23 protein-coding genes and 1 pseudogene are annotated in these 25,609 nt (G+C 45.5%); 8 read left to right on the forward strand and 16 right to left on the reverse strand.

Annotated features, from left to right (window positions below; genetic code table 11):
* Window positions 1-100 precede the first annotated feature (100 nt).
* Entirely contained in the window at window positions 101-940 is an 840-nt protein-coding gene (locus OCU90_RS25440; protein ID WP_061021433.1) for a helix-turn-helix transcriptional regulator, read from the forward strand.
* Window positions 941-1,004: 64 nt separating this feature from the next.
* Here OCU90_RS25440 and OCU90_RS25445 read toward each other — a convergent pair whose 3' ends face one another.
* Together OCU90_RS25445 and OCU90_RS25450 are read right to left on the reverse strand one after the other, a co-directional pair.
* Window positions 1,005-1,778 (reverse strand): PTS sugar transporter subunit IIA, encoded by a 774-nt coding sequence (locus OCU90_RS25445; protein WP_054541501.1) that lies wholly within the window; start codon window positions 1,776-1,778, stop codon window positions 1,005-1,007.
* Between the two features lie 7 nt (window positions 1,779-1,785).
* Complete coding sequence (locus OCU90_RS25450) at window positions 1,786-2,088, reverse strand: PTS fructose transporter subunit IIB (RefSeq protein WP_017069788.1); 303 nt, start codon at window positions 2,086-2,088, stop codon at window positions 1,786-1,788.
* 328 nt (window positions 2,089-2,416) lie between these two features.
* On the opposite strand from OCU90_RS25450, the gene OCU90_RS25455 reads away from it, so the two are divergent.
* Entirely contained in the window at window positions 2,417-4,282 is a 1,866-nt protein-coding gene (locus OCU90_RS25455; RefSeq protein ID WP_061021436.1) for a fructose-specific PTS transporter subunit EIIC, read from the forward strand.
* Between the two features lie 126 nt (window positions 4,283-4,408).
* Here the strand turns inward: OCU90_RS25455 and OCU90_RS25460 are convergent, their stop codons facing one another.
* Together OCU90_RS25460 and OCU90_RS25465 are read right to left on the reverse strand one after the other, a co-directional pair.
* Window positions 4,409-4,993 (reverse strand): TetR/AcrR family transcriptional regulator, encoded by a 585-nt coding sequence (locus tag OCU90_RS25460; protein ID WP_061021437.1) that lies wholly within the window; start codon window positions 4,991-4,993, stop codon window positions 4,409-4,411.
* A gap of 154 nt (window positions 4,994-5,147) precedes the next feature.
* Window positions 5,148-5,321 carry a hypothetical protein gene (locus OCU90_RS25465; RefSeq protein WP_099426118.1) on the reverse strand — a complete coding sequence of 58 codons (174 nt, stop codon included), beginning with the start codon at window positions 5,319-5,321 and terminating at the stop codon, window positions 5,148-5,150.
* Window positions 5,322-5,841: 520 nt separating this feature from the next.
* On the opposite strand from OCU90_RS25465, the gene OCU90_RS25470 reads away from it, so the two are divergent.
* Window positions 5,842-7,821 (forward strand): methyl-accepting chemotaxis protein, encoded by a 1,980-nt coding sequence (locus tag OCU90_RS25470; RefSeq protein ID WP_054541504.1) that lies wholly within the window; start codon window positions 5,842-5,844, stop codon window positions 7,819-7,821.
* A gap of 92 nt (window positions 7,822-7,913) precedes the next feature.
* Here the strand turns inward: OCU90_RS25470 and OCU90_RS25475 are convergent, their stop codons facing one another.
* The 4 genes from OCU90_RS25475 to OCU90_RS25490 form a co-directional block, all read right to left on the reverse strand.
* On the reverse strand, window positions 7,914-8,693 hold the full coding sequence (locus tag OCU90_RS25475; RefSeq protein WP_081089944.1) for a 2OG-Fe(II) oxygenase family protein: 780 nt from the start codon (window positions 8,691-8,693) through the stop codon (window positions 7,914-7,916).
* Window positions 8,694-8,708: 15 nt separating this feature from the next.
* Window positions 8,709-10,049 (reverse strand): aldehyde dehydrogenase family protein, encoded by a 1,341-nt coding sequence (locus OCU90_RS25480; protein ID WP_061021500.1) that lies wholly within the window; start codon window positions 10,047-10,049, stop codon window positions 8,709-8,711.
* Window positions 10,050-10,234: 185 nt separating this feature from the next.
* Complete coding sequence (locus OCU90_RS25485; RefSeq protein ID WP_004732945.1) at window positions 10,235-10,543, reverse strand: ArsR/SmtB family transcription factor; 309 nt, start codon at window positions 10,541-10,543, stop codon at window positions 10,235-10,237.
* A gap of 285 nt (window positions 10,544-10,828) precedes the next feature.
* Window positions 10,829-11,251 (reverse strand): organic hydroperoxide resistance protein, encoded by a 423-nt coding sequence (locus OCU90_RS25490; protein WP_012601111.1) that lies wholly within the window; start codon window positions 11,249-11,251, stop codon window positions 10,829-10,831.
* A gap of 128 nt (window positions 11,252-11,379) precedes the next feature.
* On the opposite strand from OCU90_RS25490, the gene OCU90_RS25495 reads away from it, so the two are divergent.
* Complete coding sequence (locus OCU90_RS25495; protein WP_017087077.1) at window positions 11,380-11,817, forward strand: MarR family winged helix-turn-helix transcriptional regulator; 438 nt, start codon at window positions 11,380-11,382, stop codon at window positions 11,815-11,817.
* Between the two features lie 193 nt (window positions 11,818-12,010).
* Here the strand turns inward: OCU90_RS25495 and OCU90_RS25500 are convergent, their stop codons facing one another.
* The 7 genes and pseudogenes from OCU90_RS25500 to OCU90_RS25530 all read right to left on the reverse strand — a co-directional run bounded on the left by OCU90_RS25500 (window position 12,011) and on the right by OCU90_RS25530 (window position 20,442).
* Window positions 12,011-12,754, reverse strand: coding sequence for a GntR family transcriptional regulator (locus OCU90_RS25500; RefSeq protein WP_017103508.1), 744 nt, complete (start codon window positions 12,752-12,754; stop codon window positions 12,011-12,013).
* A gap of 120 nt (window positions 12,755-12,874) precedes the next feature.
* Window positions 12,875-14,163, reverse strand: a pseudogene (locus OCU90_RS25505) (L-lactate MFS transporter).
* Between the two features lie 91 nt (window positions 14,164-14,254).
* A complete protein-coding gene (locus OCU90_RS25510) occupies window positions 14,255-15,208 on the reverse strand; it encodes a PfkB family carbohydrate kinase (protein WP_061021441.1) in 954 nt (317 codons plus the stop codon).
* The gene (locus tag OCU90_RS25515) at window positions 15,198-16,220 is read right to left on the reverse strand and encodes an ADP-ribosylglycohydrolase family protein (RefSeq protein ID WP_061021443.1); all 1,023 of its coding nucleotides are present in this window, start codon (window positions 16,218-16,220) and stop codon (window positions 15,198-15,200) included. The genes OCU90_RS25510 and OCU90_RS25515 overlap by 11 nt, the downstream gene beginning before the upstream one ends.
* An 87-nt stretch (window positions 16,221-16,307) precedes the next feature.
* Window positions 16,308-17,606 carry a nucleoside permease gene (locus OCU90_RS25520; RefSeq protein WP_054541512.1) on the reverse strand — a complete coding sequence of 433 codons (1,299 nt, stop codon included), beginning with the start codon at window positions 17,604-17,606 and terminating at the stop codon, window positions 16,308-16,310.
* A 341-nt stretch (window positions 17,607-17,947) separates the two neighbouring features.
* Entirely contained in the window at window positions 17,948-19,111 is a 1,164-nt protein-coding gene (locus tag OCU90_RS25525) for an amino acid permease (RefSeq protein ID WP_061021445.1), read from the reverse strand.
* A gap of 365 nt (window positions 19,112-19,476) precedes the next feature.
* The gene (locus tag OCU90_RS25530) at window positions 19,477-20,442 is read right to left on the reverse strand and encodes a LysR substrate-binding domain-containing protein (protein WP_081089945.1); all 966 of its coding nucleotides are present in this window, start codon (window positions 20,440-20,442) and stop codon (window positions 19,477-19,479) included.
* Window positions 20,443-20,466: 24 nt separating this feature from the next.
* Here OCU90_RS25530 and OCU90_RS25535 point away from each other — a divergent pair, with 24 nt between their 5' ends.
* From OCU90_RS25535 to OCU90_RS25550, 4 genes are all read left to right on the forward strand, one after another.
* Window positions 20,467-21,594 (forward strand): MFS transporter, encoded by a 1,128-nt coding sequence (locus tag OCU90_RS25535; RefSeq protein ID WP_240513373.1) that lies wholly within the window; start codon window positions 20,467-20,469, stop codon window positions 21,592-21,594.
* Between the two features lie 147 nt (window positions 21,595-21,741).
* Window positions 21,742-22,977, forward strand: coding sequence for a MerR family transcriptional regulator (locus OCU90_RS25540; protein ID WP_061021450.1), 1,236 nt, complete (start codon window positions 21,742-21,744; stop codon window positions 22,975-22,977).
* On the forward strand, window positions 22,978-23,547 hold the full coding sequence (locus OCU90_RS25545) for a GNAT family N-acetyltransferase (RefSeq protein ID WP_061021452.1): 570 nt from the start codon (window positions 22,978-22,980) through the stop codon (window positions 23,545-23,547).
* Window positions 23,548-23,784: 237 nt separating this feature from the next.
* Complete coding sequence (locus OCU90_RS25550) at window positions 23,785-24,333, forward strand: carboxymuconolactone decarboxylase family protein (protein ID WP_061021455.1); 549 nt, start codon at window positions 23,785-23,787, stop codon at window positions 24,331-24,333.
* 94 nt (window positions 24,334-24,427) lie between these two features.
* Here OCU90_RS25550 and OCU90_RS25555 read toward each other — a convergent pair whose 3' ends face one another.
* Complete coding sequence (locus tag OCU90_RS25555; RefSeq protein WP_061021458.1) at window positions 24,428-25,603, reverse strand: MalY/PatB family protein; 1,176 nt, start codon at window positions 25,601-25,603, stop codon at window positions 24,428-24,430.
* Between the last annotated feature and the right edge of the window lie 6 nt (window positions 25,604-25,609).

Raw genomic sequence — 25,609 nt, forward strand, 5'->3', positions numbered from 1 at the left:
AACCTAGATCTCAAATTGTGATTTTGCTCAATAGCGCTATGTTTCAGTTACAGGTATATCTATTCCGGTAGCCTTATTGCTGCTTATAAGAGTTCGAATAATGATATTTCATGACTTAATCTCGTCGGTATTAAACGAGCGAGAACCGTTTCATAACATCTGGTTTGCTGGAGATTTTCATACACCTTCAGCGTGCAGTTATCAGGTGAACTTTCCGCGCTTAGAGTTGGTGGTAGACGGAGAGTATATTAATGAAATGGAGAGTCATGATCGCAAGATCACTAACGTTATTGCCAAAGCCGGAGACGCGATTTTCATCCCACCTAACTGCTGGAATAAACCTAACTGGGATACTGACTGCTCAGTGTTGAGTATGTTGTTTGGTCGTCGTCAGCTTGGCTTGAGTTTGGTGAGTAAGCGCAAAGGGGAAGAGAGCTTTTACGATATCCAAAAGCACAGTATTCAGACTCGCTCTGGGTTTGCGATTGATAACATCTTGGAGGCGCTTAGCTCGTTAGCGAGAGAGAGTAACAAGCAGCCGATGGATGAGTTATTGCTGCAAGCTCTGCTCCAATACAGCAAGACGATGTTAGAAGCGCCTGTCGAGAAATCTCACAGCCGCGTGCAGGATGTGTATCAAGGGATTTGTATCTACATTCAAGAGAATTTCCACCGCCAAATCACCCGAGACAGCATTGCCTCACGCTTTAGCATTTCATCCAATCACTTGTCGCGAATGTTCCGTCAGCAAGGTCACATGACGCTGGCAGAATACATCACCCGTGTTCGAGTCGACCGCGCTAAGTTCATGCTCAAAAAGTACAACTTCAAGCTCAATGAAGTGGCACTACGTTGTGGCTTTAAAGATGTGAACTACTTCTGCCGCGTGTTTAAGAATCGCACAGGAAGAACGCCGACTGAATATCGTGGTTCTAACTAGTTAAGTCGTCTTTTTTAGTTGGGACCGTATTTTTTTGTTGAGCCGTATTTTTGAGTGAGTAGCCTTAAAGCAGGCGAGATGATATGTACATCAACAGGGCTTGCAGGTCGACACTGCTTCGGGTCTTTTGCAGACGTTCATTGACCTGATCGTGAAGCAGGTTTCGAGTTAGGTTGGTCGCCGCCACAATGTGCTCACGCTGTGGCTTGGTTGGCAATACCAAAGCAATGGCTACATGCACTTCGCCAATACGTGATGCCCAGTCAATCGGGTCGTCACTGACAATAACGGCAATTGAGAGATCTTGAGTCGATTCAAACATCACATGCGGCAAGGCGATACCCGGTGACACACACGTAGATGAGCGTTCTTCTCGTTTAATGAATGCCAGAATTAGTTCATCTGGGTCTTCTGGATAAACAAGGTGAGCGAGCCCTTTTAAGCACTCAAATTTGGTCAGTTGGGTTTGCGCCTTAGCGTGGTGCCATTTGATGTCACAAGGCGGACATATTTGTGGCATTCGCTGGATTAAATCTTTAGAGAATTCATGGTTCACTTGTGACCCAACCATGTCGTAATGCTCAGCAATTACATCTTTGAGAACGAAACAGGCCAGCTCCGCATCAATCCCAACCGCGGTTATCTGACACAAATCACCACGAAGTAAACCTACTTGCAGCATCGCAACGGATTTGGAGAGATCAGCGGTTCGATTTTGAGTGATGTTGATAATGCGGATGTTGCTTTTGAACTTCTTCGCTAAGCGAGTCAGCGGCTGCGCGACATGTGAGTTTGCGGCAGGATCGTCAACGAAGAAGGTGATCTGATATTCGTTCATGAAAGGTTTAGGTTCGACAATGCTTAATAAAGACTTTATCGACACTCAACAACACCTCTTCCATGGGAATGAATAAGGTTTTAGCTGGGTCGAAGCGGCTTGGCTGTTCAATGTCGATATCAGAGACGATCAACACCTTGTCTGCGAGGGTAATATCTTGGGCTGTCAGTAAGTTTTCAATACCCATAGCGCCTTGCGTCTCAACCTTGATTGAAACGTTGAACTTAGGGGCTGTTTTATTTAAAGCATCAGCTGCCATATAAGTATGCGCAATGCCTGTAGGGCACGCAGTTACCGCTACAATTCTCATTATTATTCTCGGCTTAATCTCGTCCCTGTTACGTTACAAAAGCTACCTTTCAGAAGCTACCTTGGAAAAGCTATCTTGCATGGGAACTTCAGTATAGAAAGCTCGCATGGCGGAGGGACGATATTGTTATGGGTTCTGTGGATTTTATGGATTGGCGTTTTTTATTCCAAGGTGAAAGTCACACTCTGAGTTCTTGGTTACAATAATCTAGTTAATGCACCTTTCGTCCTATATATTGAGTGCCTTCACACCGTTAATCTTTTCATCTTATTAACCTTATCACTTACGTAATTACTTCAGTCTGAAATCAGGCGAGGCAGAGCAGCATATGGATATCACCAACATTATCGAGCCCGAGATTATCTGTTTGGATTTACAAGCAGACTCAAAACAGGCGGTATTTGAAGAGCTTGTTGAACTGCTCGACCGTGCCGGTAAGCTCTCTAATAAACGTGAATTCCTTGATGATATCTGGAAGCGTGAAGCAATCGGTAATACAGGTTTTGACGATGGTATTGCGATTCCACACGCGAAAAGTACTGCTGTAGCTAAACCTGCTGTGGCGGTAGGTATCAGCCGTTCTGGCATCGATTATGGCGCAGACGGCGGCGAGCTGTCGGATGTGTTCTTTATGCTCGCTTCTCCCGATAACCGCGATGACCACCATATCGAGGTACTAGCTCAGATTTCGACCAGACTTATCGAAGATGGCTTTGTTACAAAATTAAAGGCGGTGGAGTCGGTCGAGGAAGCTCAAGAGCTATTTCTCGAAGCCAATTTAGAATCGTTTGATAGTTACGCCTCTAGCCATCATGAAGTGTATGTCGAGCCACTCAGCCCTTGGGCACAATCTCTTAATCGCCTTAAAGAACACTTGTTATACGGCACCTCACACATGATTCCATTCGTGGTCGCGGGTGGTGTGCTTTTGTCTTTGTCGGTAATGATGTCGGGTCATGGCGCTGTGCCTGAGAGCGGCGTTCTGGCTGACATCGCGCAAATGGGCATCGCGGGGCTAACCCTGTTTACTGCGGTACTCGGTGGTTACATCGCGTATTCAATGGCTGACAAACCGGGTTTAGCGCCCGGAATGATCGGTTCTTGGGTCGCGGTCAATCAATACAACACCGGATTCCTCGGTGCGATTGTGGTCGGCTTCTTCGCGGGCTTTGTGGTTAATCTACTCAAGAAGATCAAACTGCCAGACAGCATGATCTCGCTGAGCTCTATCTTCATCTATCCACTCGTCGGTACCTTTGTCACCTGTGGGGCTGTGATGTGGGTGATTGGTTCTCCTATTGCCCAAGTGATGCTAGAGATGAACCAAATGCTCACTGGCATGGCCGGATCAGGAAAAGTGGTGTTGGGTAGCATTTTGGGTGCGATGACGGCCTTTGATATGGGCGGCCCGATCAATAAGGTCGCAACGCTGTTTGCCCAAACTCAGGTTAATACTCAGCCATGGTTGATGGGTGGCGTCGGTATTGCGATCTGTACGCCACCATTAGGCATGGCTCTGGCGACTTTTATATCGCCGAAGAAGTTTAAACGAGACGAACGCGAAGCCGGAAAAGCCGCAGGCATCATGGGAATGATTGGCATCAGTGAAGGCGCGATTCCTTTTGCAGCCGCCGATCCTGCGCGCGTTCTGCCTGCTGTTGTTGCTGGTGGCGTAGTTGGTAACGTGGTCGGCTTTATGTTCCATGTAGTGAACCATGCACCATGGGGCGGCTGGATTGTGCTGCCGGTGGTGGATGGCAAGATTGGCTATATCGTCGGCACGCTCGCAGGGGCTCTAACGACGGCTCTGATTGTGATACTGCTGAAAAAGAACGTGGTCGAAGGCGAAGCGAATTCTAATCAGTTCACGGGTGGCTCGGTAACGGAAGAGGGGCAAGCGGATGTATTGGCGATCACTTCTTGTCCGTCAGGCGTTGCCCACACATTCTTAGCAGCGAAATCCTTAGAAAAGGCGGCGCATCATCTTGGGGTTCGGATTAAAGTCGAAACGCAGGGTGCCAACGGAATAGGCAATCGTATCACGCAGAAAGATATTGAAAGAGCGAGGCTGGTGATCTTTGCTCACGACGTGGCGATTAAAGAAGTAGAACGCTTTGCGAACGTGAAAACGTTAGATGTCAGTACTAAGGAAGCGATGCTTAATGCTCAGGCGTTGATCATGAGAAAGGTGTAACTCTTTAAACCGCAAAGTTTATCATTTATAAAGTTAACTAGATCAAAACTAAAAAGACTCCGCTCAGGCCGGTTAAGGTGAAAGTGGAGTCTTTTTGTATCGCTTTCCAATGTATAAGTTCAGCCCTTAAAAAGGGTGGTACTTAAATACGTCTTCAACCATAGAATTAAGTAAATCGATATCGTCACAGGTTTTGGCGTAAGTACGCAGGCCTGCGATCTGAACCTGAACATGTCGAGCAAGTTGCGCCGGCTCGCGCTCTTTACTGATCTCACCCAGTTCTTGCGCTTCTGTAATCAACTTGGCGAACTCACCTTCCATGATCTTTAGTGATTTCTTCGCTTCTGCTAATAGCTCTGCGTGTTCATCAGTCAGTTCTGCGACCGTTTTAGCCAGCATACACATGCCATTTGGCGAACTTTGTTTTGATTCGACAACCGCACGTTTTACGAAATTTTCGAGCGCTTTGATTGGAGAATCCGTTTCGCTGCGGAAGCGGTTCAGATTAAGGATGCCAAGTTCGGTATAGCGAGCCAATGTTTCTTTAAACAAGCCTTCTTTGCTGCCAAAAGTCGCGTAGATGCTGCCCGGGCGCATATCAATCACGTCTTGTAGGTTGCGCATAGAAGTCGCGTGAAAGCCTTTTTCCCAATACAGGTTCGTTGCTTTATCTACTACATCTTGTCTATCGAACTTCGCTGTCTTGGCCATAACATCTACTTCATTAATCTGAACATATGTTCAATATTTTATGCTGAACGCCCGTTCTAGTAAAGAAGAGCCAGCAAGAAAGTAAGTAGCTTAGCTTAGTTATTTTCTAAGTATTTGAAATAAAGTGGTCATCTTGTCGCTATAAGGCTGTAATTTACGCGTCGACTACTTCTACGGTTTTATGTTGCGCGCCGTAATAGGTGCCTTCATCGATGGTATACATCAAGGTTTCTTGGCACTCTGGGCAATCGAATTCTTCATTCGGTTCGGTTGCTGCCTCTTCAACCCATTCCCAACCGATTTGCTCTTCGCAAGCGGGACAATTCATAAAATACCTCTCAGTTGTTGGCGCATATTTGCTGCGAGCCTCAATTTAACAAGCTCGGCATTATACATATTTAGTTAGTAAGGAGTAGATAGTTAGTTCGTATAGAGTAGACAGATCGTTAGCAAGGAATAGAAAGCCAGTTAACGCTGAAATAGATACCGTTTTAGCGCTGAACGAACAATTATTGACGAATATGTTGTTAGCCGTGAGCACATAATTGGTGCAAGACTACCCCTTTGGGATTATAAAAAAGATGTCAATTTTCAGACGCTTACGTCAATAAAATGTTGTTGCACGTACTTTTCGCACAGTTAGGTCGCTTAGCTAACAGTTTTATCGATAAATCAATGTACTTTATAAGGTTAAATGTTACTTTCACCGCCTACCGATCTGCGTGGCACGGTAATTGAACTGCATTGATTAAGTTGAATAATTATACGATCACCATTGAGGCGCATTCGCTAGAAATGTGCCTAGTGAGATGACCGAGAAAGATTTGTTAGCTGCTAGGGAAATAAAAATGAATTTAACCGATATGTCTTTTAAGCAAAAAATCATCGCTTTGCTTACTTTACCGATCTTAGGGTTTTTATGGCTTAGTGTTTCTGCGATATCCAAAGGCGTAGAAACCACCAGTGAAATGTCTTCATTGAATCAACTGACACGCTTGTCGGTTGTATACAGTGAATTGGTGCATGAGTTGCAGAAAGAGCGCGGAATGACGGCTGGTTTTATCGGCTCACAGGGTACTAAGTTTGTTAGTGAGCTACGAGCACAAAGAACCAGTGCGGATAACAGACGCAATCAGAGAACCGAATACTGGCAGTCTGCAGAAATCGACTTGCCGCAGATCTCTCGTCTGAATACTGAAATCAGCCAAAGCCTCAATCAAATTACTTCAATTCGTAATCGCGTCGATTCTCAGTCGATCCCGCTTTCTGAAGCTTTGGGTTACTACACCAAACTTAACGCAAAGCTACTTAGCGTATCAGCCTTGATCGCTGAGCTAAGTTCTGACGCCACCATCACGACTGAAACCATCGCTTATTATAACTTCCTTCAAGGTAAAGAGCGTGCGGGTATCGAACGTGCGGTCCTTAACAACACTTTTTCCAAAAATGAATTTGGCCCAGGTATGCTGGTTAAATTCATCTCTTTGGTGACCGAGCAAAATACCTATTTCTCGAACTTTGAAGTACTGGGTAACCCAGACAATGTTCGCTTTTTTGAACAACAATTGAATGACCGCTCGGTCGCGGAAGTCGAGAAGCTTCGTGATGTGGCTGAATCGAAAATGAGCGGATTTGATGTCGACCCTGTGTACTGGTTCGCGCAATCAACGGCGCGCATTGTTCAGCTGAAAAAGACAGAGAACCAACTGGCAGACTCTCTTATTGCATTGACTGATCAGAAAACTCAGCAAGCTCAATCAGCAATGATGGGCAGTATCACGATGTTTGTTGTGATCACCCTGTTTGCGACCTTTATTAGCTTTAAAGCCATTACAGATTTAACAACTCGAGTTAAAGATCTAACGCGTGTACTTTCTAAAGTCCGTCATGACAATGATCTAACCGTTCGTGCGACTTACGAAGGTAACAGCGAATTGGGTCAAATTTCGTCATCGCTTAATGAAACACTAGAGAAGTTCTCTGGGGTTATTGATAGCTTGTCTCAATCTAGCCTAACACTCGCTTCAGCAGCCGAAGAGACAGCGCAAACTTGCCAATATAACTCTAATACTTTGGTTGAGCAGCAAGACCAAATCGGCTTGATTGCAACAGCGACAGAAGAGCTTTCGGCAACGGTGAGCGAAGTTGCGGCTAAAACACAGCAAACAGCAAGTTCAGCTAAACTGGCTGACGAGCAATCACAAGCAGGCTTGAGCACGGTTCAGCACTCTTACCAATCGATTGAGACCTTGGCTTCTGAGATTAACGGCCTCGCTGAAAAAATCACTCATCTACACGAAAGTAGCAATAACATTAACAGCGTGATTGATGTGATTAAGTCGGTTGCTGACCAAACCAACTTACTCGCACTAAACGCGGCGATCGAAGCGGCTCGTGCGGGTGAACAAGGTCGTGGCTTTGCCGTCGTTGCCGATGAAGTTCGTACTCTGGCGCAGCGCACTCAAGAATCCACCTTGGAAATTGAAGGCTTCATTAGCTCTCTCCAATCAGACGTGCAAACCGCGTTTAACGTGATTGATAACAGCAAGAAGATGTCTTCAAGAGCGGTTGAAGATTCACGAGGAGTAGAGCAGACACTGCAAGATATTTCAGGTGCTGTGAGCGAAATATTCAGCATGACAGAGCAGATCGCAACTGCGACCGAAGAGCAAGCGGTCGTCACTCAGGATATCGCTCAGAACGTTGTGGCGGTAGAGCAGAAGTCGACAGAATCTACGACGGGTGCAACGCAAATTGCCGCAACAGCTAAAGAGCAAGCTGAACTGGCAACATCACTGAAAGAGCTTTCGAATACGTTTAAGAGTTAGCAGCTTAGAGCTAGAAGCTTTCTATCTTATATAAAAATGTCCCGCCTAGTGCGGGACATTTTTTTAAGAGTTGAAACGACCAGTAGAGTCGCTTAGAGATCGAATAGTACGTCTGTGCGAATAATGTATTTCGTCCCAGAAAGTATCGGCGCAGAGCCATGAATACAATGGGCGGGGTGCGTACCATGAGGAAAACAAAGCACGCTGCCGCTTGGTGTTCTAACCGATTCTATATTCGCGCTCTCCTGATGATCCCCTTGACGACGAGCAGGCTTACTCGGGTCATTACGGTTAACCATAAATTGAGTTTCGCCGCCAACGAAGTCATCACTCAATAGAATCAAGAATGTGTACATGCTCCAGCGGTCACCAAATGCGTCATCGACTAACTGTTCATTCACCACCTGACTGCCAGGCCATGATCCATCGGTGTGCATCTTAAAGAAATCCCCTTCGTCGTAACGATAAAAGCGGAAACGACCGTTAATGCCTAGAGGTTTTACACCAGCAAAGTGATTGTACTTATCGATGAATTGATCTTGGCAACGCTTCCAAATAACGTCGAGAGTTTCAGTATCGGCGATCAAGTTGAGATTCTGATTGTGGCGAACTTCTCTTGGTAGAGACACGGCAGCATCTTCCGTAAATCCAAGCTTGTTGGCTTCATCCAGTATGCGCTGAACTTCTTCGGGAAGCAGCACATCTCGCAACTGGAAAGCACCGGGAACGTTGTCTACTTCAACGCGTGATACCGCGTTAACGTTCTTATCAAGTGCAAATGGGTTTGCAGATTTTGGTGCCCAAACAGGAAGGTCACTGCGCTGGGTACCTGACTCGCGTCGAACGACATAAAAATTCTCATTGTTATTCATCATCAACCTCTATCTCTATCTTGAAACCACTTTTACTTGTGCAAACTGACGGTGCCCGTCAACCGAGCCGTGGTAACCAAGGCCACTCTGTTTCGCACCAACCCATGGAGCATCACCACTGCCGCCTTGTCCTTGATTAATGCCAACCATGCCAGCATCAAGTTCGTCAGCAACGTCATTGACGCCTTGGTTTCCAAAGACCACAGCACCTAGGCCGTACTCACTGGCGTTGGCTCGCTCAATCGCATCTTCAATGTCGGAATAGCGACTGATCGAGACAACTGGACCGAAAGTCTCTTCTGTTTCCAGTTTCATTTCTGCTGTCATTCCGGTGATTACTGTAGGGCGGATATAACGCTCGGGTTGCTCAGAACCGCCTAAAAGAAAAGTGGCTCCTTTCTGTTTTGCGTCTTTTAGCTGGTCGACAATCTTGCCATGTTGTGTCGCGTTGATGATTGGTCCGACATTGACGTTCGGCATATCCCACGGGCCAATCTGGTACATGTTGGCGATCTCGGTGACACGTTGTTCAAATTTTTCAGCGATACGATCATCAACATAGATACGTTCAATCGAAGTACACATTTGCCCTGAGTTCTCAAAGCTGCCTGCGACGGCAAAGCGAGCGGCCTGTTCTAGGTTGGCATCACGCATCACAATCATTGGGTCTTTGCCACCTAGCTCCATGACCAAGCGTTTTACCTTGCTCGCTGCACGTCGCATGATGTCTTGGCCTGTTGCTTTTGAGCCAGTGAACGCGATCATTTGGATGTCGCCTTCGACTAATGCTTTGCCTGTTTCACCATCACCTTGCATCACTGTCAAGACATTCTCTGGTAAGTACTTTTGCAGTTCACCAAAGAATGCTTCAGCGATGAGAGGGGTCTCTTCTGAAGGTTTTAGAATCACGCTATTGCCGGCGACCAGTGCTGGCACAATGAGGTTGTTTGCCATCATCACCGGGTAGTTCCAAGGAGATATAACTCCGACAACACCTAGTGGACGGTATTGAAGTTCTGTTGAGCCGGATAATTTTCGAGTGTTGAGTGCACGTTGAGCATCTTCTGCATAGTGCTGACCCATGTAGATCGCACCGGTTGCTTCTCCGGTCGCGCGACGAATGTCTTTACCCATTTCACGAGCAAGTAACTGTGAGAGGGACTCTTCGTACTTATCAAGTTGTTGATAGGCTTTGATAATGGTCAGCACTCGCTCGTTCATCGAAAGTTTGCGCCATGCTTTTTGTGCTGCTTTTGCTTTGTGGATGGTTTGAGTTACTTCTTCAGCCGAAGTTTGGTTTACCTCGCCAAGGAGTTCACCATTACTTGGGTCAAAGGATTGAATAGACTTGTTCATGTTTGTCGGCTCCGCTGCATTTTTAGTATCGGCATCATTATTATTGAATAGTGCGATAACTAGATATCTAAAAATCTCGATATGTTGATTTTTAAAAATGATATTCGTCATAAAGGATGGCGTGATTCCATCCAGTTTTCATCTTGCTATCTAACTGCTGTTCTGTTGATTTTTGTTCTTTTCAACTACAGGGAATCAGACAGCGCTTTCAGGAATTTCTCGATGTATTCGTCATTACGCTTGTAGTAAGTCCACGAGCCAATGCGTTTTGATGTCACTAACTTCGCACGCTGCAGGTTCGAGAGGTAAGAAGAAACGGTAGATTGAGATAAGCCACTCTTCTCCTGAATAATGCTAACGCATACCCCCTCAACATCGGTATCAACGAGTTGTTTCTCTAAGTTAAAGTGCTCTTGAGGCGACTTAAGCCAATGAAGAATATCTCTGCGTACAGGGTTGTTGATGGATTTTAAAATTTCGTTCACGTCTGACATGGTGTTTGACTGCTATTTCCGATTTAAGTGAAATATACCCTTGAAACTAGGATATCGCAATATGTCGATATCTATTTTCGGTGTCTGCCAATCTGGCGTTACGGTGTCTGCCAATCCGACGTTGCGGGATCTGAGTATCGATTTGTTTTGGTAAAGCTTGTTCGCTATTAACTAATGAACAATCCCCAAGTTACTCGCTCAAAGCAAAGTAACTTAGGGATAAGGCTCAATTTTAGGCGTCTACTGACATCTCTATAAGCGTATCTTTCTGGTTTAACTTTGAGACTAAAGCGCTTGTCCGTTAACCGACAATTTCACATCAATGTTGCCACGAACCGCGTTTGAGTAAGGGCAAACTTGGTGCGCCGTTTTCACAAGCGTCACAGCTTGTTCTTGCTCTAGATCCAGTTCAATCGATAGAGCAACAGTTAAAGCAAAGCCACCGTTTTCATTTGGTCCGATACCGACTGTTGCAGTGGTTGGCGCCGATGCGATTTTGATTTTCATCTCTTTCGCAACGTGAAGTAGAGCATTTGAGAAACACGCAGAGTAGCCCGCAGCAAACAGTTGCTCAGGGTTTGTCGCTTCACCTGTTCCGCCCATTTCTTTAGGGTAGCTCAATGCCACTGAAAGCAGGTTGTCATCAGTAGAAACTTGGCCGTTACGACCTGCCGTTGCTGTTGCAGAAGTTGTGTAGAGTGTTGTCATTGTTTTAGTCCTTAATTATGATTTTGCGCAATTAAGTTGTGCGCAACTTAATTTTAGAGCTAGCTTAATTGATAAAATTTGAGTGCGCAAGTATATTGTGCACAATTTAATTTATTGGTGAGGCGATCATGAGCGACCAAGATGACTATCTAAAGCTGGATAATCAGGTGTGTTTCGCGCTGTATAGTGCATCGAATGCAATGAGTAGAGCGTATCAACCTTTGCTGAAAGCACTTGATCTTACTTACTTGCAATACATTGTGATGATGGTGCTTTGGGAAGAAAAAGAGATAAATGTCAAAGCGCTAGGCGCAAAAACGCATTTAGATTCAGGCACCTTGACGCCACTACTCAAGCGCTTGGAAGTGAAAGGTTATGTGCTTAGAACTCGCAGTATTGAAGATGAGCGAGTTCGGGTTATTACGTTGACACTTGCAGGGGTAGAGCTAAAAGAGCAAGCGCAGACCGTTCCGGTTGAAATGCTGTGTCTTTCTAAGATGAATGAAGACGAACTTAAATCGCTAAAAGCCCAGTGTGAGCAGTTGCTTGGTAACTTAACCAAGTGAGAAAGCCCTTTTAGCTCTCGGCAATGATAATAAGAAAACGAAAAAGCCCGTTACTCCTACTGTTAATTAGTTACGATTGCTAATTCAAGTAAGACTAACGGGCTTTTTGTATCTGCTGTTATTTTTGATGCTAGATGCTAGATGCTAGAAGCTAGAAGCTAGAAGCTAGAAGCTAGAAGCTAGAAGCTAGAAGCTAGTCTTCGCTCACGAACACATACATATCACCACGGCAGCGGTTGATACTGTATTCAATCGGCACACCTTTTTTATCGTAAGCGGTTTGCTCGATAAGCAGCACTGGCACCGTTTCATCGATGTTGAGTTTCTCTAGAAACTCTTCCGTTGGCATCTTAGCGGACACTCGGCTTTGAGTTTTTGTCGGTGAGATATCTTGGCTGCGGAAGTAGTCGTAAAGCGACAGCTGGATCTCGTCAGGGTCGTGGATAAGATGCGCAGGAACGTAAGACTCTTCAATAGATACCGCTTGCTCGTCGATGTAACGAACGCGCTTCAATAGAAAGACTTGATCGTTCTCGGCTATTTTAAGCATCTTGGCTATTTCAGAAGAGCACGCAATCACGTCTTTCTTAATCCATAACGTGTCGGGTTTTTTGCCTTTCAGAACGACTTGTTGAGAGAAGCCTGTCGCTTCTTTACTGGAGTACTCAACGGTCTCACTGATCATGGTACCCAAACCACGAGAGCGAACAATCACGCCTTCTTTATCTAATATATCCAACGCTTTACGAACGGTGATACGAGACACACCAAGCTTGTCACTGAACTCACGCTCGGTAGGAATGAAGTCTCCACCTTTGAGCATCTGTTGCTCAGTCGCCAGCTTCACTGAATCGGCAATCTTCAGATATAAGGGTGATTTATCTTTCTGTTCGATTCGTTCTTGAATCAGGGTAAGCAGTGGTTGATAAGCGCTCATAAATGTCTGTTTTAGCTTTTATATTTAACTGAAGTATACCCGAAGTCTCAGCCCACACTTAATAGAAATGTGAAATCTGAGGGCGAAACAAAGATTCCACCACTCAGAGGTTTTATCCAGTTAGCTTGAACGTTCTGGTTGGTAATGTGGGGCTAACTCTGTATCGCTACTAGGCTCTGTTGAAATGGGTTTTACTTTGAAGGTTAGGACTGTCGCGATACTCACTAACACAGCACAGATCAAATAGGCTATTGAGTAACTGCCGTACCAATCGACGGAGATTGCTGCAAGGATAGGGCCGATAAAGCCACCAATGCCCCAAGCGGTATAAAGCACTCCGTAGTTGGCGCCAAAGTTTTTCAGGCCGTATAAGTCCGCCATGATTGAAGGGGAAACACTGCTAACAAGGTGCCATATCCAATGCCTGCCAATGCCGCGCCAACCATTAGAGTCGGGCTAGAAACAAACTGGCTGAACAGCAGCATATTGATGGTTTGTAGCCCAAGCGCGATCGCCAACGTTTTTAATGCGCCAATCTTATCGCTCAATAACCCAGAGACTAATCGACCTGCTGAGTTGAATATCGATAAGGTCACAATCAAATAAGCGCCTTCTAAGATATTGGCTTGTTCAGCAGCAATCGAGGTGATGTTGGCGATGATCATCAAGCCAGCGGCAGCACCGAAGGCGTAAGTGAACCACAACAGGTAGAACTGCTTGGTGGCGAGCATCTCTTTCCATATGTAATTTCGAGCGGGAGGCGGTGTCGGCTTTGAGGAATCAGGTTTTTCTGAATTGGCTTTCGGCTCATACCCTGCTGGAGGGTTCTTGATCGAATAAGCCAGTGGGAAAGCAATGACGATGAGCCCAGTCCCAAGTATGCGAAGGCTTTGTTCCAATCCAACGACGGATATTAGGTAGCTAGTAAGCGGGGCCAAGTAGATAGCCGCAAGGCCAAATGCCGTGGCGAGTAACCCATTGACCATGCCTTTCTGAGAAGAATGAAACCACTTCATTGCCGTTGGGTTCAAGCAGGCGTAAGCGAAACCAATTCCCGCACCTGTGACTAAACCAAAGCTCACATTCAGGTTCCATGGCGTCAAAGATAGGCTCGCTAAGATCATTCCTGCGCCCGCCATCAAAGAACCCACCATCAATACTTTTTGTGGGCCTATCTTATCTTGAATACGACCAGCAATAAGCAGTGCTAATGACAGAGTGATGATGGTGATTGTGTAGGGCATAGAGGCTTGAGTGTTGTTCCAACCGAGTTCTAAAAGCGAGTTTTTGAATACACTCCAGGTATAGAGAACACCAATGCACAGGTTGATTCCACAGCTAGCGAGCAGAATTCTTGTTGCTTTGTTATTTGCAATTGAAAAGCGGTTCAAAGCAGAAAAATTAATCATGGGAGAAAGGCCAAAAAGATAGGTAAAAAAGACAGGCGTAACAAAAAGGCCCAGTAATACTGAGCCTAGTGTGTTCATGAGTTAGCAAGGATTAGTATTGGTTAAGGTAGCGAGTAATCTCGTCCACGCTTGGGGCACAGTCGCCACCTACATGGCTCACCACGTAAGATGCCACGGCATTGCCTAACAAGATTGCATCGGGCAGTTCCCAGCCAGAAGCCAAGCCTGCTAAAACGCCTCCTGCATGGGTGTCACCTGCGCCAATAGTATCAACCACTGTAGCTTTAAATGGCGCAACGTTTCCGTAGCCGTCATGAGTGGCGAACAAAGCACCATCACTGTCGATGCGCAAAATCAGCGGGCAGTGATAAGTGTTATGCCATTGCTCAACGAAGGTGTTGATATCTCGCATACCCAGAACTTCAGCTTCTTGGCGATTCAAAGATACCGTTGGTTTCAGTTTGATTAGACGACCAAACAGTGGCTTTGGTATATCACCAATACGAGGGCCAAAATCGATGAACAGCTCAATGCTGTTGGGCAACGTTTCTAGCCAGCTAACGAGCTCTTCACCACAACCCGAAGACAACTGATAACCAGAAAGGTAGATAATCGCATTGTCTTGCAGATCTAACTGATCAAGCGCTTGTTGGTTCCAGTTGTTCTCGACACCGCTCACAGACAAGAAGGTACGTTCACCGTCTGGCTCAACGAGCGCTAAGCACCAGCCATTGTCGCCACTTGGATCTTGTAGGTGACTTGTTAGGCCTTTTTCAGCCATTGCTGTGGTGATGATGTCAGCCCATTTACCTTGACCAATTGGTAAGGCATTGATTGATTCAACGCCCAGCTTTTTCAGAGCAATCGCGATATTTAGAGCGCAACCTCCGACATGAATGCCTTTCTCGGTCAGCTCTACATCGGTGCCACGCTTCGGTAGGGCCGGTGTTTCTGTCACGATATCGACCACAGCCGCACCAATCAGGCACAACTGTCGTTGATTCTTGAGGGTTGGAATCAGTGTAATCAAAGAACTATGAGGCATACACTTGCTCCTTAATCTCTCTTAAACGCAGGAAGGTTGCGGCATAACCTGCAAAGTCGAGTTGGTTTTCGTCATCAAGCTGTTTCTTCAAATCGACATCGATAGCTTGGATACCATTCAATGCACCACAAATAGCGGTCGCCATCGCACCGATCGTGTCGGTATCACCACCTAAGTTAGCACACAGGATCGCACAACGGTTTGGATCGGTTTGCGCCAGTTCAACCATCGCTATGGCTGCTGGTACCGATTCGATTGTGCTCACGCCAGCACCGACCAAGTTGTAGACTTTTTCCATGCGTTCTTCAATGCCGCTGTTTTCTGAAGCAACCATCAAAGCAAGTTCAATACGAGCGCCCATTGAGGCACTGAATGTGGTGATGTTTTTAGTTTGTGCTGCGTTGGCAATCGCCGGTAATTGATCTTTAATTTCGCTCCAGCTATGTCCTTCAATCGCTTTTGATACCGACCAAGCAATCGCAACTGCACCCGCTATTGCGACATCTGATTTGTGTGTTGGGCTTGAAGCCAGTGCGACTTGATCGATGAAGGTGTCTAAGCTGGTGGTAGGAACTAGGCAGCCCATTGGCGATACACGCATCGCAGCACCGTTAGTCACACCGTTGTTTTCAAGCTCATCAATTGAAGTGCCTTCTTTAATTGCACGCATAGCAGCTTTTGAGCTAGGGCCGAAAATGTTTTTGTTGAATGCGTCGAAGCCTTCAGCCCAGCTTAATACGTTGCGAGCAATGATCTCTGGTGAGATCTCACCGTCGCATTCGATGATAGCGTCAGCAAGAGCCAGCGCCATTGAGGTGTCATCCGTGAATTGGCAAGCATCGAAATAACAAGCGGCGTTGTTTTCAGCAGGCCCCGGTAGGAAAGAGTCAATCCAACCAAAGTGTGCTTTTACTCGGCTTCTTGGCCAAAGCTCTGATGGCATTCCCATTGAATCACCCAGTGCTTGACCATAAAAAGTGCCTAAAATTCTGTCTTGTTTTGAAATGTTCATCTTACTTCACCAAAAATAGGTTATTTAAAAACTGCTCAGCCTTTAGCTAAAAAATAAGGCTAGAGAGAAGACTGAGCAGGTATAAAGTTACGCTTGAGCTTTTTCTACTTGAGCCTGCTCTGATGGGTTTCCATCTGATTTGTTGTCGATTTTAATCTCTTTGATTTCGCCGTTTGGTTCACGGAAGAAGTACATGAAGATCACGAGGATGATGGCGATCATGATGGCACCGAAGCCCCACATGCCGGACCAATCAAACGTGAGTCCATTCTGCGGTTCGTCGTAAGCAAACATTTTCTCCATTAATACGCCACCTAAGCGGTAACCCAGCAAGCTGCCGATACCTTGGCAACCCAATGTGATAAGGCCTTGCGCTGCGGTACGCATGTGAGCGGGTGCTTTTTTGTCGACATAGATGTAAGCCGTTACGAAGTAGAAGTCGTAGCTCACGCCGTGCAATAGGATGCCTGCGAACAGCAGTGAGTATAGGTACCAAGTGTCTGCGCTTCCGTAGACGAAGAAACCGTAACGAACTGCTGCTGTAAAGAGACCAAGTAGTAGTACCTTCTTAATACCAAATCGTTTGGTGAAGAAAGGTAATGCCAACATGAAGAAGATTTCAGAGAACTGACCCAGCGTCATCCAACCAGTTGCGTTGCTCATGCCGACTTCGGTTAAGTAGCCGTTTGCGAAGATGTAGTAGAACGCCAATGGCATGCTGAACATGAAAGAACAAACGAAGAATGCGAGGAAGTTTTTGTCTTTCAGCAACACGAGAGCATCAAGGCCAAGCATCACTTTTAGGCTAAGTTTACCGGTACTTTTTGGCGGTGTGTCTGGCAGTGTTAACGCGAAGATCCCCAGAGCTAAAGAAGCTAAAGCAGTCAGGATCAGAGGGATATTGCTTGATGAAATATCGCCGTAACCCAACCAACCTGGTAAGAAACCAATCGCAATACCAGAAGCGATCCAGCCGATGGTGCCCATTACACGGATACGCGGGAAGTCACGTTCTACGTCTTCTACGTTAGAGAAAGCAATGCTGTTGGTCAGTGCAATCGTCGGCATGTAAGTTAACGAGTAAAGCAAAAGGATTGGGAAGAAGGTGGCAAACTCGGTTTGTTGAGCCGCTAAGTACATCAAACCTGCACCCGCTATCAACATCACTGAAAGTACTTTCTGCGCTGCGAAGAAACGGTCGGTGATTGATCCAACTAGGATCGGTGAAATGATCGCTGCGATTGCAGTACATGCATAAGACCATGCGATCTCAGTCGGGGTAAAGCCATTGGTATTGAGTATTTGCCATAAGGGAACAAACCATGCTCCCCAGATAAACCATTCAATGAACATCATTGAAGACAGTTTGAAGTTAGTCGATTTCATTATTATGTCCTTTAGTACTGTAGGGTACGCAATGATGGTATTTTAAATGACAGTACCAATACAATACCATTAAGGTTATTTTGTGATCTAATTATCAGATGTATCAGCAATGGAGTTACTTTATATGATCATAGAACATGGTGTTTTGAGCTGATGCTGAGATCTAGATATGACGAGTTTCTTATCTAAATTATTGTTTCTAAATACGTTCTTTGAAGGTATCAGGCGATGTCTGTCGAGAAGGGGGGAGGAATAACGTGGGTAGGGAAATTAGGCATAAAAAAAGAGCAGCCAACGCTGCTCTTCTTGGTATCTTTTTAGGTCTATGACCGAGTGATGAGTTAACCCATAAACCAAGATACGAAAATCAACGCACCAAAGCCGAATGTTGCCATTAGTGCCGTGTCGCCACCGGCTGCAGTATAGCTGCCTTCGGTTTGTAGGTGAGGGAAGTCAGGTCTACGAACCTTAACCACCATTGCAAGTGGTCCCCAGATAGCTAGGAACACCAATACCATCCCTGCGTAATCCAGCATGCTGACAAACTGGCTAGCGAACAGCTCTGCTAATGCCAAAGGTAAGATGAAGGTCAACGCATAAGCCAACGCTTTGTTGTTGGTGACGGCATCTTTGTTTTGGTCGTAAAGCGCCATCGAGACTCCGAGGAAAGAGGTTACCAATGCCAGTGCTGAGAACAGCGCAATCACCACTTTCAACCAAGCAGATTGGCCGCTGAACGCTGAGATCAACTCAGAGATATTGTGGAACTGACTGATCGCGTCTGTGCCAAGGTTGCCAATAATTGCGAATAACCAAGTTAGGTAGCAAATTAATGGAATCACTGAACCAAGCAGAATCATATTGCGGATCTGTTTTTGAGTCGCTTCTCGGTTGTAGATAACCAGTGACGGGATCACCACCATAGAGGCAAAACTGGTAAAGATAACCGCGCTGTATTGCACCACATCATTAGCGGTGTATTTGCTGGTTTGAGTCAGGTAATCAAGGCGAATGTTGCTAAACAAGGATGCAATAACGATAAACAACATCACGACCATCAAGATGAATAGCCCGCGATTCAGTTTGTCGATATAAGATTTGCCCGAGACGACGATAGCGCCCATCAATAGGCTGAAAATGGTATACGCAACAGATGCCGATACATCGACATCCACATCGAGCAGTAGCTTATGAATGATGTCACCGACACCCAAGATATAAGCGATCAACATGCATACCAGCAGCAGGTAAAAGAGGGCATTGATAAAATGTTTGCCTTTACTGCCAAGCGTCAAGTAAGCAACGCTGCTCATGCCACTATTGTCTTTCGTTTTTGTACACGCCTCGGCTAGCAGAAGAGCAGAGTAGGTGGTGCCAATAAAGATAAGTAGCATCAGCACTGAGCTGATCATGAAGCCAAATTGAGCCAACACCATTGGAATAGCCAACATGCCAGCCCCTAATGCCGTTCCCGAAAGGATTAGGGAACTGCCGAATAATTTCATATTCAAGAAAAACAACCTCAAGCGATCCAATTAATTTTTGTTTGGATTGTAAATAATTGTTTCCAAGACTAACAAAATACTCAGTAAAGTTAGGGGTTAATTTCTAATAAATTTTGAATTTTTCTAAAAAAGTTAAGAAGTGATTTGTGAGGGGTATGCTTGGTTGGGTTATGTATTCACTTGTTGGTTTGTTTTAGCGTTTTGATAACTTTTGTAAATTGATGGTCGCTCAATAATTTTGGGACCTGCGGTCGATTAAGTGGTGATTTAACTTGAACTAAGTAGGGGCCAACCTTGCTTGTTTCATGAATCCTTGCTTGCCCCTAGCTAGATACTCTTGCTGCTCCTAGCTAGTAACCCCAGCTCTATTTGATGAGTCGAAGTTCTTTTACTTTTTCTTGAATTAGGTTTTGAACCAGTTGGGTAAGAAACTGGATACGTGGATGACTGGCGTCGCGTTTTAATGTCACCATATCGACGTTAAAATCTGGGATTTCAATGGGTGGGTCGCATAGTACTAAGTCATCATCTATCAATTCAGAACGGCCTACCATCTCTGCCATCACGGCTAATACATTTCTTCCTGAAAGCATTCTTCGAATGGTCAAAAAACGCGTTGTCCCAAGCACCACATTACGTTTTATACCGATATTTTCTAGCGTGATATCGACTTGGCTCGTCAGTTCTTGGTTAGCCGTGATTATCATTTGCGGTGTCTTTAAATAGGTATCGAGCGGTATTGGGAGTGTAGTCTTCAACACCTTGTTATCAAAGGTACACAGGTGCTTTTCTCTGTAAAGAAAGGTGGTGTCCAAATGGCTTGGTAATTCCTGAAAAACACCAATACAGAGGTCCGTGTTTTGGTCTTCGAGCAATGTCACGCAGTTCGCACTGTCGACCGGCTTGAGCAGGACTTTGCTGAGCGGGGCAAGTTGCTGAAGAGTGTCGAAAATCTCAGGACCAAAAATCTGCTCTGCGTAATCACTGACACCAATGGTGAACTGTCCTGAGTAACTCTCTGGCTCAAATTGTTCTGCCGGTAAAATATCTTGCGTGAAAATCGACAAAATCGTCTGAACCTTAGGGGCGATCTCATGTGCTCTCACCGTCGGTTGCATCTTGTTGCCTTGCCTTTCAAAGAGAGGATCCCCCAATAATTCCCGAAGTCGTTTTAGGTTGTAACTGGTGGCTGGCTGTCCCAAATGCAGCTCTTTTGAAGCTGCCGATACACTCTTTAAGCGAAAAAGCGCGTCAAAAGTGAGTAGTAGGTTGAGGTCTATTCCACGCCAATTAAGATCTTTCACAGCAATATTCGCCTGCTGTCTGCTCAAATCATATCGTTAGTCGGCACTGGCATGAGCTCCATCTGCTTAGCCTTGCTCGCGTATGAGCTGTCGGGTGATGTAGCAGGGATGGTGCTGAGTATTGCATTTGCTTTGAAGATGTTGGCGTACATAGGACTCGCGCCAGTATTTGGTGCAATCGCACATAAGTTGCCGAAACGAAGGACTTTGTTCGCGCTGGATTTGATTAGGGCGCTGTTGTTTGTCTGTTTACCGTTTGTCACCGAAGTGTGGGAAGTCTATGTGTTGATGTTTCTCATCAATGCGTGTTCTGCGGGTTTTACTCCCCTGTTTCAATCAACGCTACCTTTGGTCTTAGTGGATAAAACGCAGTACGCGAAAGCATTGTCGTTCAGCCGAATGGCTTATGATCTCGAACAGATATTTAGCCCAATGCTAACGGCTCTATTGTTGAGCTTGATTGGTTTTAGACAGTTATTCATGCTCGATGCGGCCACTTTTCTGCTGTCTGGTGTGTTGATCTTACTGTGTACATTACCGAATTTGAAACGAGTGACAGAATCAGCGCATAAAACGAAAAAGACCAGCGCGGTGCAAGCGCTACGTAATTACTTGAATAAACCTAATTTGAGAGCTCTGTGGTTTGCGTATCTTGCCGCGGCCAGTGCTTCTGCGATGGTGCTAGTGAATACGGTTATCTACGTACACGAAGTGCTGCACGGTGACGAAACGCAAACCGCATTAGCAATGATGGTCGTTGGTTTGGGTTCCATGCTTATGGCACTGCGGTTACCCAAATGGTTAGAGAGTCACTCGCCGCAACATTTTCATTGGATAGGATTGCTGACGATTTGCGCCTCTTTTGCCGTTGGCAGTTTCACACCCGGTTGGATTGGCTTTGGCGTCATGTGCTTAGCCATGGGCGTTGGAATGTCTTGTATTCAAACTTCCGCAGGTCTTTTGATCACCCAAGCGTGTGAGGGAGAAGACACCGCGCCGTATTTTGCTGCTCATTTCTCTTTAACGCATTTCTGGTGGTTTTTTACTTACTTGATTGCGGGGATAAGCGTGAAGCTGTTTGGTATGAGTGCCGGCTATTTAATTATGGGAGCTCTTTGTGTCATTAGCGGCTTAATGTACGCCTCAATCAAAGATACGTTCAGCGAGAATGATGGCTAGCCATAAACGGAAAGCCTATCGCTAAAAGACATGTCCAAGGAGCTTAATCAGCTTGAAGCTAAACAAGATGAGAAAAATGCCTATTTGAGTGTTGACCTGACTACAACTTCATAGTTTATCTTATAGATAGAAATGAGGGAGAAGTGGATGTATCGCATATCTGAATTAGCGGAGCTCGTTGGCCTGAGCCGTTCAACGCTTTTGTACTATGGAAAGTTGGGTTTGATTGAAGCTCAACGCACCAGTAATGGTTATCGAAGTTATTCCGAACGCGATTTACAGCGCGTGAAGTTGTTGCAGCAGTTACAAGCGGGTGGCCTGACGTTGAAAGAGTGTCAGGCGTGTTTGGATGCTAAGGTTGACCGCTCCTTGTTACAAAACCGACTCGAACAATTGGATGAAGAGATCGCTCAGAAGCAGCGTTCGAGAGATCTTTTATCGGCCCTGTTAGGCGAGAGTGGTTTGCAAGATTGGCATGAGTCGATGGACAAAGTGGCGCCTGATGCGCATCTCGACTGGCTAATTAAGCAAGGCTTTGATGAGAAGCAAGCACTGCGACTGAAATGGCTTTCAAAAGACATGAACGATCATGACCAGTACATGGCGGATTTTGAGGTGATCTTTGAGGGTTTACAGCGTTTAGGGCCAGGAACAGCGGAAGATACTTTGGCGGCACTGGCACACGTTCCAGTTTATCCCAAATGTGTGCTTGAGATCGGTTGCGGTAAAGGTATTGCCACCTATGTGTTAGCGAAAGCCATAGTAGAACATCAAGCGGATGTGCAAATAACGGCGGTAGATAATGATCAGCCGAGTTTAGATATTCTGACTCAGCAAGCACAGGCTCTTGGCTTAGAAAGCAACGTCAAAACCGTATGCGCGAGCATGATGGATCTACCGTTTGAAGCTAAGTCGTTTGACCTAATTTGGTCGGAAGGCAGCGCTTACATCATGGGTGTTGAAAAGGCGCTAAAGCAGTGGCTAAATTTACTCAGTGATGAGGGCATATTGGTCGTCAATGATTTGGTGTGGAATACCGAACAACCTAACGAATCGAGCAAAGCGTTCTGGCAAAAAGAGTACCCAGACATGACGACGGTTTCAGAACGAATTAAACAGGCACAAGCTGCGGGTTATGAAGTTTTGGATCACTTTGCAATGAGCGATGCTGGTTGGCTTGCGTATTACCAGCCCTTTCAAAAGCGAGTAGAAGCGCTTAAAGCAACGATGCCGAACTCAAAAGCGCTGGTAGATTGCGACAATGAAGTTAAACAATTTTTCGATAGCAGCACACAAAAGAGCGGATTGGATCAACAGCCTTCTAAAGTTTCTAATCAACGTGACTTTGATTATCAGTTCTTTGTGCTCAAGAAATTAAAGTAAGTGAGTAACACCATGAAATTTAGACAATATAATTCAAACGAAATCGAAACAATCACTCAAGTTTTCACTCAGACCTTTACGGATTCAAAAGGCGAGAACGAAGGTAAAACCGTGGGTAAGCTTGCCAACGATCTTTTAACGACAACAGCTCCGACAGAGCTACTTTGCTTTATTGCTGAAGATGATTCTAGTGAGTCGGATGCGGATAGTACGATTGTAGGCGCGATTATCTTTACGCCGCTTTCATTTGATGATGAAACGAAGGCATATTTGCTTTCACCAGTCGCGGTGAGCACTCAGGTGCAAAAGCGTGGTATTGGCCAGAAACTGATTAACTTTGGTTTGCAGGTTCTAAAAGAGCAAGGTGTTGAGCTTGCAGTGACGTACGGTGATCCTGACTACTATTCCAAAGTGGGCTTTGGGCGAATTACCGTTGAGCAAGTCCCAGCGCCATTTGAATTGAGTTTCTCTCACGGTTGGTTGGCTCAATCGTTGACTGGTGGTGACATCAAAGTAACAAGTGGCAAGTCGAGTTGTGTTGAAGCTTTGGCTCACCCCGAATATTGGTAGCCGTTTGCAACAAAATTGAGAAAAAGAGAAAGCCCATCAGGTGTTGCCTGTTGGGCTTTCTCGTTATGAACAAAAGATATCCGTCAGGCTTCAACGCACAATTTGAACGATTGTTCAAAATAGTGCTTGAACGATCGTTCTAATTTGATCTATATTGTTTTCACACCAACGGAGAATAGTCATTAATTGCTCCGTGATTGAATAACTTTAGAATCATAGATTGATAGGGATAAAACAATGAGCAACTTCAAAATTCATTCAGTAGAATCAGCGCCAGAGCAAAGCCAACCTATTCTTGAAGGTGCTAAAAAGCAGATGGGCAGAGTACCGGGTCTTTTCGGTGTGTTGGCTGAATCTCCAAATACACTTAAGGCTTACACTCAGCTTCATCAGGCGTTTAGTGACTCATCTTTCGATGCTGAAGAGCTAACGGTTGTTTGGCAAACCATCAACGTTGAACACGAATGCCACTACTGCGTTCCTGCGCACACAGGTATCGCACATTCAATGAAGGTTGATCCTGCAATCACCGAAGCACTTCGTAATCGCACGGCTCTACCCACTGAAAAGCTGCAAGCACTGCATGATTTTACGCTGAGCATGGTACGCAACCGCGGCAATGTACCTGAAAGTGAAATGGTCGCATTCTTCGAAGCGGGATACGGTCAGCAACAGGTGTTAGAAGTGATTCTTGGCTTGTCTCAGAAAGTGATCAGCAACTACGTAAACCACGTTGCCAAAACGCCAGTAGACAAAGTATTTGAACAGTTCGCTTGGCAAGGTTAATTACCATTAAGCAAATCAAAACCTGATAATGATGAAAGCCCCGCTCAGTTGAGTGGGGCTTTGTTGTTTGGAGCGGGTTACGATTTCTAGTTACTTACTTATCTACAACTAATGCTACTTTAAGTCGTACCAAAGCGTCTGCTAATACTTCTGCAGGACATCCTAGATTCAAGCGAATAAACCCTGAACCTTCTTCGCCAAAGGCACAACCCATACTCGGTACAATGCCGGCTGCAATGAGTTTTTGCTCAAGCTCAGTATCACTTAGTTTCATTGCACGGCAATCTAGCCATGCAAGATATGTCGCTTCGGGTTTAGTGAAACGAATATGAGGTAGTTCTGCTTTCAAGAATCCATGCAGCGTTTCGATGTTACCTTGCAAGTATTGCTTTAAGTCCGCTAGCCAAGTATCACACTCTTGGTATGCTGTGGTCGCTGCAGACATGGATAGGCTGTTGAAGCAATCCATGCCATGAGCATCCAAACGGCGAACAAACTGCTCCTTCAACTCCGAATTTGGAATGATGAAGTTTGAGATTCTCAATGATGACAAACCAAATGTTTTACTGGCCGCGGTCGCCACAATAAGTTTGTCGGTTAGCGAACTTGGCAAGCTTAACGTCGAATGGAATACATTAAGTGTTAGCGTTAGGTCGCTCCAAATTTCATCACTGATGAGCCACACATTGTGTTTCTGGCAAAGCTCGGCAATTTGCATGATCTCTTGCTCGTCCCAGGCTCTACCGGTTGGGTTGTGTGGGTTGCAGAAAATCAACGCCTTGGCGCCACTCGCAAAGCAGTCTTCCAAATGTGCAAAATCAAGCTGGTAATGACCTTCTGATTCTATCAACGGGTTGTTCAACACCTTACGATCATTCAGTTCGATGATCTTACGAAATGAACCGTAGCCAGGACTTTGAATAACGATTTGATCGTTCTTTTCCGTGAGCATTTGCAGTGCCATCGCGATACCAGGAAGTACGCCATGTACCGTGGTGATCCACTCTCGTTTGATTTCTGTTCGATGTTGCTTTTTAAACCAATCGATCGCGGCTTGGTAATAGTCATCCTGACGTTCTGAGTAACCAAAAATACCATGCGAGATATCTTGAGCTAAGCGATCTAATACTAGTTGAGGTGCTTGGAAATCATAGTCAGACACCCACATTGGCAGTAAATCGGCGCCTTCTAAGCCAAGCTTCTGCTCCATAAAGTCCCACTTTACCGATCCTGTGTTTCGGCGGTTAATCGTATTGTCGAAAGAATGCATAGGAAG

Source organism: Vibrio splendidus, assembly GCF_024347615.1.
Classification (GTDB): Bacteria; Pseudomonadota; Gammaproteobacteria; order Enterobacterales; family Vibrionaceae; genus Vibrio; species Vibrio splendidus.